The organism is Deltaproteobacteria bacterium (genome assembly GCA_016875225.1).
Lineage (GTDB): Bacteria > Myxococcota_A > UBA9160 > SZUA-336 > SZUA-336 > VGRW01.
Window position 1 is genome coordinate 92286 of sequence record VGRW01000004.1, and the last position, 7220, is coordinate 99505.

General features: G+C 69.7%; 6 protein-coding genes. 5 read left to right on the plus strand and 1 reads right to left on the minus strand.

All coding sequences use genetic code 11. The features are described 5' to 3' along the window. Positions 1-44 precede the first annotated feature (44 nt). From ilvB to FJ108_02290, 4 genes are read left to right on the plus strand one after another with little or no spacing between them, the layout of a single operon-like run. Entirely contained in the window at positions 45-1730 is a 1686-nt protein-coding gene (gene ilvB, locus FJ108_02275) for a biosynthetic-type acetolactate synthase large subunit (protein ID MBM4334727.1), read from the plus strand. A 1-nt stretch (position 1731) separates the two neighbouring features. Further along, positions 1732-2265, plus strand: coding sequence for an acetolactate synthase small subunit (gene ilvN, locus FJ108_02280; protein ID MBM4334728.1), 534 nt, complete (start codon positions 1732-1734; stop codon positions 2263-2265). 27 nt (positions 2266-2292) lie between these two features. Continuing rightward, the gene (locus FJ108_02285; protein MBM4334729.1) at positions 2293-3078 is read left to right on the plus strand and encodes an aldolase; all 786 of its coding nucleotides are present in this window, start codon (positions 2293-2295) and stop codon (positions 3076-3078) included. Then, positions 3078-3872, plus strand: coding sequence for a 4-oxalocrotonate decarboxylase (locus tag FJ108_02290; protein MBM4334730.1), 795 nt, complete (start codon positions 3078-3080; stop codon positions 3870-3872). The genes FJ108_02285 and FJ108_02290 overlap by 1 nt, the downstream gene beginning before the upstream one ends. A gap of 10 nt (positions 3873-3882) precedes the next feature. On the opposite strand, the gene FJ108_02295 is transcribed toward FJ108_02290, so the two are convergent. Then, the gene (locus tag FJ108_02295) at positions 3883-5430 is read right to left on the minus strand and encodes a DASS family sodium-coupled anion symporter (protein MBM4334731.1); all 1548 of its coding nucleotides are present in this window, start codon (positions 5428-5430) and stop codon (positions 3883-3885) included. Between the two features lie 50 nt (positions 5431-5480). Between FJ108_02295 and FJ108_02300 the strand changes: the two genes are divergently transcribed. Beyond that, positions 5481-7127 (plus strand): response regulator, encoded by a 1647-nt coding sequence (locus FJ108_02300; GenBank protein ID MBM4334732.1) that lies wholly within the window; start codon positions 5481-5483, stop codon positions 7125-7127. Positions 7128-7220 lie beyond the last annotated feature (93 nt).

The following is a 7220-nucleotide window of genomic DNA, read 5'->3' on the forward strand; positions in this document are numbered from 1 at the left end:
ACGGGAGACCAAGTTTGAGCAAGAAGATCCCTACCGGCGGGGAGATGATCGTCCGGTGCCTCGAAAGAGAGGGGGTCGAGTACATCTTTGGCCTCTCCGGCGGAGCGGCCCTACCGATCTTCGACGCTTTGTCCGACTCCAAGATCAAGCTGATCCTGGTTCGCCACGAACAGGGCGGCACGCACATGGCCGACGGGTACGCGCGCGCGACCGGCCGGCCGGGCGTGGTGCTGGTGACCTCGGGCCCGGGCGCGACCAACACCGTCACGGGGGTGCTCACCGCGCAGATGGACTCGGCGCCGCTGATCGTGATCAGCGGGCAGACCATCTCGCCCATGCTCGGCAAGGACGCGTTCCAGGAGGCGGACGTCACCGGCATCACCTACCCGGTGGTGAAGCACTCCTATCTGATCAAGAGCGCCGACGAGATCCCGCGCGTGATCCGCGAGGCGTTCCACATCGCGACCTCCGGCCGGCCCGGACCGGTGCTGATCGACGTGCCCAAGGACATCGGTCAGGGGCCGTGCACCGCAGCGTTCACCGACGCGCTCGATCTGCCGGGCTACACCGTTCCGGGTCGGGGCGATCCCGAGCGCATCGCCGAGGCGGCGCGCTACCTGCGCGAGGCGAAGCGGCCGGTGCTCTACGTCGGCCACGGCGCGGTGATCTCCGACGCCGGCAAGGCGATCACCGCGCTCGCCGAGAAGCTGCGCGCGCCGGTGGTCAACACGCTCCTCGGCAAGGGAGCGGTCGACGAGACCCACCCGCTGAACCTCGGCATGTTCGGCATGCACGGCACCGCCTACGCGAACAAGGCGGTGGTCGACTGCGACCTGATCATGGCGATCGGCGGCCGCTGGGACGACCGCATCACCGGGCGCGTCACGGATTTCTGCCGCCGCGCGGTGAAGATCCACGTCGACATCGACGCGGCGGAGTTCGGCAAGATCATCCGGCCCGACGTGTCGATCCACGGGGACGCGCGGCTGGTGATCGAGGATCTGGTGCCGCAGGTCGAGATGGCCGACACCGCGGAGTGGCTGGCGCAGATCGTGCGCTGGCGCAAGCAATTCCCGCTCAAGTACCCCAAACAGGGGGGATTGCGCGCGCAGCACGTGCTCGACCGGCTGAACGCGGTCACCAAGGGCGACTCGATCCTGACCACCGACGTCGGCCAGCACCAGATGTGGGCGGCGCAGTTCTGCCTGACGCGTAGCAACCGCGCCTGGCTCTCCAGCGGGGGAGCGGGCACGATGGGCTTCGGCTTCCCGGCGGCGATCGGCGCGCAGTTCGCGCAGCCACACAAGAAGGTGTGGGCGATCGTGGGCGACGGCGGCTTCCAGATGACCTGCTCGGAGCTCGCGACCGCCTGCGTGAACAAGCTCCCGGTGAAGTGCCTGATCATCAACAACAACTACCTGGGCATGATCCGGCAGTGGCAGGAGATGTTCTACGACAACCGCCTCTCCGGCGCGGATCTCGAGGGAAACCCGGACTTCGTGAAGCTCGCACAGGCCTACGGCGCCAAAGGCCTGCGGATCCGCCGCCCGGCCGACGTCGACCGCATCCTGCGCGAGGCGCACGCCTGGGACAAGGGGCCGTGCGTGGTCGTCGCCGAGGTGGTGAAGGAGGACAACGTGTTCCCGATGATCCCCGCCGGCGCGTCGCTCTCGGAGATGTTGATCGAGAAGCCCAAGCACCGGCTCGAGAAGCCGTCGGGGAGCACCTGAGATGGCCGCTCCCGCGCTCGCGCCGGCGCCGTCCCCGGCGCCGCGACTCCCGCTGCACACGATCTCTCTGTTCGTGAACAACAAGCCCGGCGTGCTGGTGCGCGTGTGCCTGGTGTTCTCGCGCCGCGGCTTCAACATCGAGAGCCTGGTGGTCTCGGCCGGCGCCGAGGGGCGCTTCTCGCGCATGACGATCGTCTGCTCGGGGGACGCCGAGGATCTGGACCAGATCATCAAGCAGCTCGCCAAGCTCGTCGACGTGGTGCACGCGATCGACCACACAGGCGACGAGAGCTACGAGACCGAGATCGCGCTGGTGAAGCTCTTCGCGCCGCTCGACAGCCGCACGCAGATCCTGCAGGTCGCGGAGCACTTCAAGGCCAAGGTGGTCGACTACGGCTCGGACTCGCTGATTCTGCAGGTGCACGGCCCGAGCGAGAAGCTCGACGCCTTCGTCGATCTGCTGCGTCCCTTCAAGCTGGCGGAGCTGGTGCGCTCCGGAAAGCTCTTGATGGCGCGCGGCGTGCGCGTGACCTGACCGGATTCGACCCGAAGGAGAACGACGATGACGGCGGGCTCGACGCCCTCGCTGAAGCCCCGCTGGGCGGCCGGCGAAGTCACGCTCGGCGCCTGGTGCATGATGCCGGGCGCGCTCGGCGTCGAGACCGTAGGTCGGCTCGGCTTCGATTGGGTCCTGGTCGACATGCAGCACGGCTGCATGGACTACACCGGCGCGCTCGACATGATCCGCGCCGCGGACCTCGCGGGCGTGCCCGCGATCGTCCGTGTGCCCTGGAACGAGCCGGGCATCATCGGCCGCATGCTCGACGCCGGCGCGCTGGGAATTCTCGTGCCGATGATCCAGACCGCCGACGACGCGCGCCGGACGGTCGACGCCTGTCTGTATCCGCCTCTGGGGCGCCGCAGCTTCGGCCCGATCCGCGTCGGCACGCGGGACGGCGGCGGCTACTTCGCCACGGCCAACTCCCGAGTCGCCGTGATCCCGATGATCGAGACCGCAGAGGCGCTGGCCCACGTGGAGGAGATCGTGGCGGTGCCCGGTGTCGACGCGGTGTTCCTGGGCCCGTTCGACCTTTCGGTCGCGCTCGGCCTGCCACCCGGCGACAACGACGGAAAGCCCGAGTTCGACGCCGCCATCGCGCGCGTGCTCGACGCCACGCGAAAGGCCGGCAAGGTCGCCGCCGTGCTCTCGAACGCGGTCGTGGCGCCACGCCGGGTGGAGCAGGGATTCCGCATGGTCTCGGTCACGACGGACAGCGTTGCGCTGGCGACGTCGAGCGCGGCGAGCCTTGCCGCGGTGCGCGAGAAGATCTCGAGGGAGAAGCGCTGATGCTGGACGACGCCACGCGAGCCAGGATCGCGGACGAGCTGCACGAGGCGCACCGGACCGGCAAGCCCGTGCCGCGCCTCACGGGCGCCTATCCCGAGATCGAGATCGAAGACGCGTACCGGATCCAGGAAGCGTTCATCCGGCGCAGGGTCGAGGCCGGACGGAGGATCAAGGGCTACAAGGTGGGCCTCACCTCCAAGCCCATGCAGCAGCTGGCCGGGTCGAGCGAGCCCGACTTCAGCGCGATGACCGACGACCTCTTCCTTCCCGAGGACACGCCGATCCCGCGCTCGCGCTTTCTCTCGCCGATGGTCGAGATGGAGATCGCCTTCGTCATGAAGGAGCGGCTCGCGGGGCCGGGCGTGCTGCCCGTCGACGTGCTTCGCGCGACGGATTTCGTGCTGCCTGCGATCGAGATCGTCGACTTCCGCGTGGCGCGCGGGCCGGGCTTCAACATCATCGACACCGTCGCCGATCTCGCCGCCTGCGGCGCGGCCGTGCTCGGCGCGAATCCGCGCCGGCTGGATCAGATCGACATCCGCCGCGTGCGCGGCGCGCTGTTCAAGAACGGCGAGGTCCTGCAGCAGGGCGAGGCGTCCGCGGTGCTGGGCAACCCGGTCACGTCCGTCGCCTGGCTCGCGAACAAGCTCGGCGAGTTCGGAGTCGTGTTCGAGCCGGGCCAGACGATCCTCACCGGGTCGTTCGTGCGCATGGTGCCGATCGACGCGGGCGATCAGATCGAGTGCAGATTCGACCAGGGGCTCGGAAACGTCGCGTCGAGCCTGACTGCCTGACGGTTCGCATCTAGCGGCCGAGGATCCACGGGCCGAGCAGGCTCACGACGGCGACGATCACGGCGATCCCGGCCAGGTCCAACACGATCCCGTGTCGGATCATCCGGGCCAGCGGAATCCGCCCCGAGCCGTAGACGATCGCGTTGCACGGGGTAGAGACCGGCAGCATGAAGCCGAGCGACGCGCCGAGCGTCGCGGCCACCGCGGGCAGGACCGGGTCGATCCCGGCGGACTGCGCGAAGGCGATCACGACCGGCACGACCATGTTCGCCGACGCGGTGTTGCTGGTGGTCTCGGAGAGCACCGTCGCGAACGCGGTCGAGAGCGCGATCAGCCCGAAGGCGGATTGCACGCCGAGCAGGTCGGTGAGCGAGCGCCCGAGCGCCTCGGCCAGGCCCGTCTTGAACGCGAGCGTGCCCAGCGCGATCCCGCCTCCGTAGAGGAACACGATCCACCAGTCGATCGCGAGCGCCTGGCGCCAGGGCAGGGTGAACTCGTTTCGACGCAGATCCGTCGGCAGCACGAAGAGCAGCCCCGCGCCGAGCAGCGCGACCACGCCCTCGGGAAGGTGCGTGACCAGAAAGCCGTACGCGGGCGAGTCCTGCCCGGCGGTGAGCGCGACGGCCCCGGGCAGGACCCAGAACAGAACCGTGGCCGCGAAGGCGATCAGCGTGTTCCGCTCGCCGCGCGACCAGGCGCCCAGCGCGGCGCGCTCGCCCCGGATCAGCTCCGCGGCGCCGGACAGGCGCAGGCCCCGGGGTGTGCCCGCCCGCGCGAGGTCGACGAGCATGATCGAGATCAGCAGCGCCACGACCGGAAGCCCCAGCGACATCCAGGAGAAGAAGGGCAGGTCGACGCCGAGCTCGCGGCGGATGAAGCCGAGCCCGATCAGATTCGGCGGCGTGCCCACCGGCGTCGCCAGGCCCCCGATCGACGCTGCGAATGCGTTGGAGAGCAGAAGCGCCGTGCCGAAGCTCGCCGGCAGGCTCGCGCCGGCGCGGCGCTCGAGCGCGCCGAGCAGCGCGACCCCGATCGGGAACATCATCGCCACCGTCGCGGTGTTGCTGATCCACATCGAGATCGCGCCAGCCGCGCAGGCATACGCCACCAGCACGCGTCCGGGGCTCTCGCCGACACCGGGGAGCGCCAGGATCGCGAACGCGAAGCGCCGGTCGAGGCCGTGGAAGAAGATCGCCTGCGCCAGCATGAAGGTCCCGATGAACAGGAAGATCAGCGGGTCCGCGAACGGCGCGAAGGCGACCGAGGCGGGCGCGACGCCGAGCACCACGGCGAACGCGACGCCGAGGAACGCGGTCATCGCCATCGGGATCGCCTCGCTGACCCAGAGCACGACGACCGCGCCCATGATCGCCGCCAGGCGGTGCGCTTCCGGGGCGAGCTCGAGCGGCGCGAGCCAGAGCGCGGCGAAGACCAGCGGCGCCAGCACGAAGCCCGCGCGCTCGCGCGCGATCTCGAAGCCGGAGCGCTCGGCACCCTCCGGAACTCCCGCCTCGCGCTCCATCCGCTGCCCCCCGACCCCGACCGCCGCGGCTAGCATACCGGCGCTCCGGGATTCAGGCAGGCGAGCCCGCGGTCGATGCCCAGCGTATGGGTCTGCAGTCCGACGCCGTGGCGCTACTGTCGCTGGTGTCCGAACTCATCATCGCACTGGATGAAGAGCAACGGATCATCGCTGCGAACGCGGCCGCAGAGCTGCGACTCGGGCATTCCCGCGCAGCGCTCGAAGCGAAGCCGATCGAGTCGCTGCTCGCGCCGGGCTTCGCCGGAGCCTGGCAGGAGATGCTCGCGGAGGTCCGTGCGGCCCCCGCCGGCGCGAGCCGATCGCGAGAGGGGGAGCTGAAGCTCGCCGGGAGCGGCGGCGCCGCACTCCCGGTGCTGGCGATCCTGCACCGGCTCGAAGCTCCGCAGCAGGCCAAGCTCGCGCTCGTCGCGCGCGACGCCGCCGAGCGCAAGGCGCTGCGCACGGAGCAGGGCCGCGTCGAGGTTCTCGAAGAGGCGAACTCGGCGCTTCGCGAGGCGATGCTGCACGCCGAGCAGTCGACGCGCGTGAAGAGCGAGTTCCTGGCCAACGTGAGCCACGAGATCCGCACGCCGATGACGGCGATCCTCGGTTTCACCGAGGAGCTTCTCGACCAGGCCACGAACCTTTCGGCTTCACGCGAGACGATCGACGCGCTGAACACGATCCAGCGCAACGGCGACTACCTGCTGACGCTCCTGAACGACATCCTCGACCACTCCAAGATCGAGTCCGGCCGGCTCGAGCTCGAGCGCGTCTCGTACTCCCCGATCGCGATCGTCCGCGACGTCGCGCGGCTGATGCGCGTGCGCGCCGAGGCGAAGGGAATCCCGTTCCGGGTCGAGTTCGAGACCGAGCTACCGACCCGGATCGAGGGCGACCCGACGCGCGTGCGCCAGGTCCTGATCAACCTGGTGGGAAACGGTCTGAAGTTCACCGAGGTCGGCTCCGTGCGGCTCTCGGCCGCGCTGGTCGAATCGGCGGGCGCCGCCCGGATCGTCTTCGAGGTGGCCGACACCGGAATCGGGATCTCGAGCGCGGATCGGGCGCGGCTGTTCCAGCCGTTCCGCCAGGCCGACGGATCGACCACGCGGCGCTACGGCGGCACGGGTCTCGGGCTCTCGATCTCGAAGCACCTCTGCGAGCTCATGGACGGCTCGATCGAGTTCGAGAGCCAGCCGGGCCGCGGCACGACCGTCCGTGTCTCGCTCCCGACCGGGCCGATCGAGGGCGTCGAGCGAACGCGCCCCACGGAGGAGAGCGCCGACACTCCGCGCGGTGACACCCCGCGCGTCGCCGTGCCGCGCCTGTGCGGACGCGTGCTCCTGGTCGAGGACGGCGCCGACAACCAGCGCCTGATTCGGCTCCTGCTCGCCAGGCTCGGGCTCGAGGTCTCGACCTGCGAGAACGGCCAGCAGGGCGTCGAGCGCGCGCTCGCCGCGCGCGAGGCCGGAACGGATTTCGATCTGATCCTGATGGACATGCAGATGCCGATCATGGATGGCTACACCGCGACGCGTATCCTGCGCAGCCGCGGCTACACCGGCTCGATCGTCGCGCTCACGGCCCACGCGCTGCACTCGGAGCGGGGCCGCTGCCTGGCGGCGGGCTGCGACGCGTTCGCGACCAAGCCGGTCGAGCAGCGAGACCTTCTTCTCGCTGCTCTCGCGCTACCTCCGCCCCAAGGAAGAAGTCTAGAAGCGGTCCCAAAATAGATGTTGCGCTACGGTGTAGCCAACGCGAGTTCGGGCAGCGGGTGCTGACGCGAGACTCGTCTCCCCTTTCGAAGGGGGAGGTGCGTGGACCCC

Excerpts from the sequence above, each read along its gene's own strand:
- ilvB (MBM4334727.1), top strand. The coding sequence starts at position 45 with ATGATCGTCCGGTGCCTCGAAAGAGAGGGGGTCGAGTACATCTTTGGC.
- ilvN (MBM4334728.1), top strand. The coding sequence starts at position 1,732 with ATGGCCGCTCCCGCGCTCGCGCCGGCGCCGTCCCCGGCGCCGCGACTC.
- FJ108_02285 (MBM4334729.1), top strand. The coding sequence starts at position 2,293 with ATGACGGCGGGCTCGACGCCCTCGCTGAAGCCCCGCTGGGCGGCCGGC.
- FJ108_02290 (MBM4334730.1), top strand. The coding sequence starts at position 3,078 with ATGCTGGACGACGCCACGCGAGCCAGGATCGCGGACGAGCTGCACGAG.
- FJ108_02295 (MBM4334731.1), bottom strand. The coding sequence starts at position 5,430 with ATGCTAGCCGCGGCGGTCGGGGTCGGGGGGCAGCGGATGGAGCGCGAG.
- FJ108_02300 (MBM4334732.1), top strand. The coding sequence starts at position 5,481 with ATGGGTCTGCAGTCCGACGCCGTGGCGCTACTGTCGCTGGTGTCCGAA.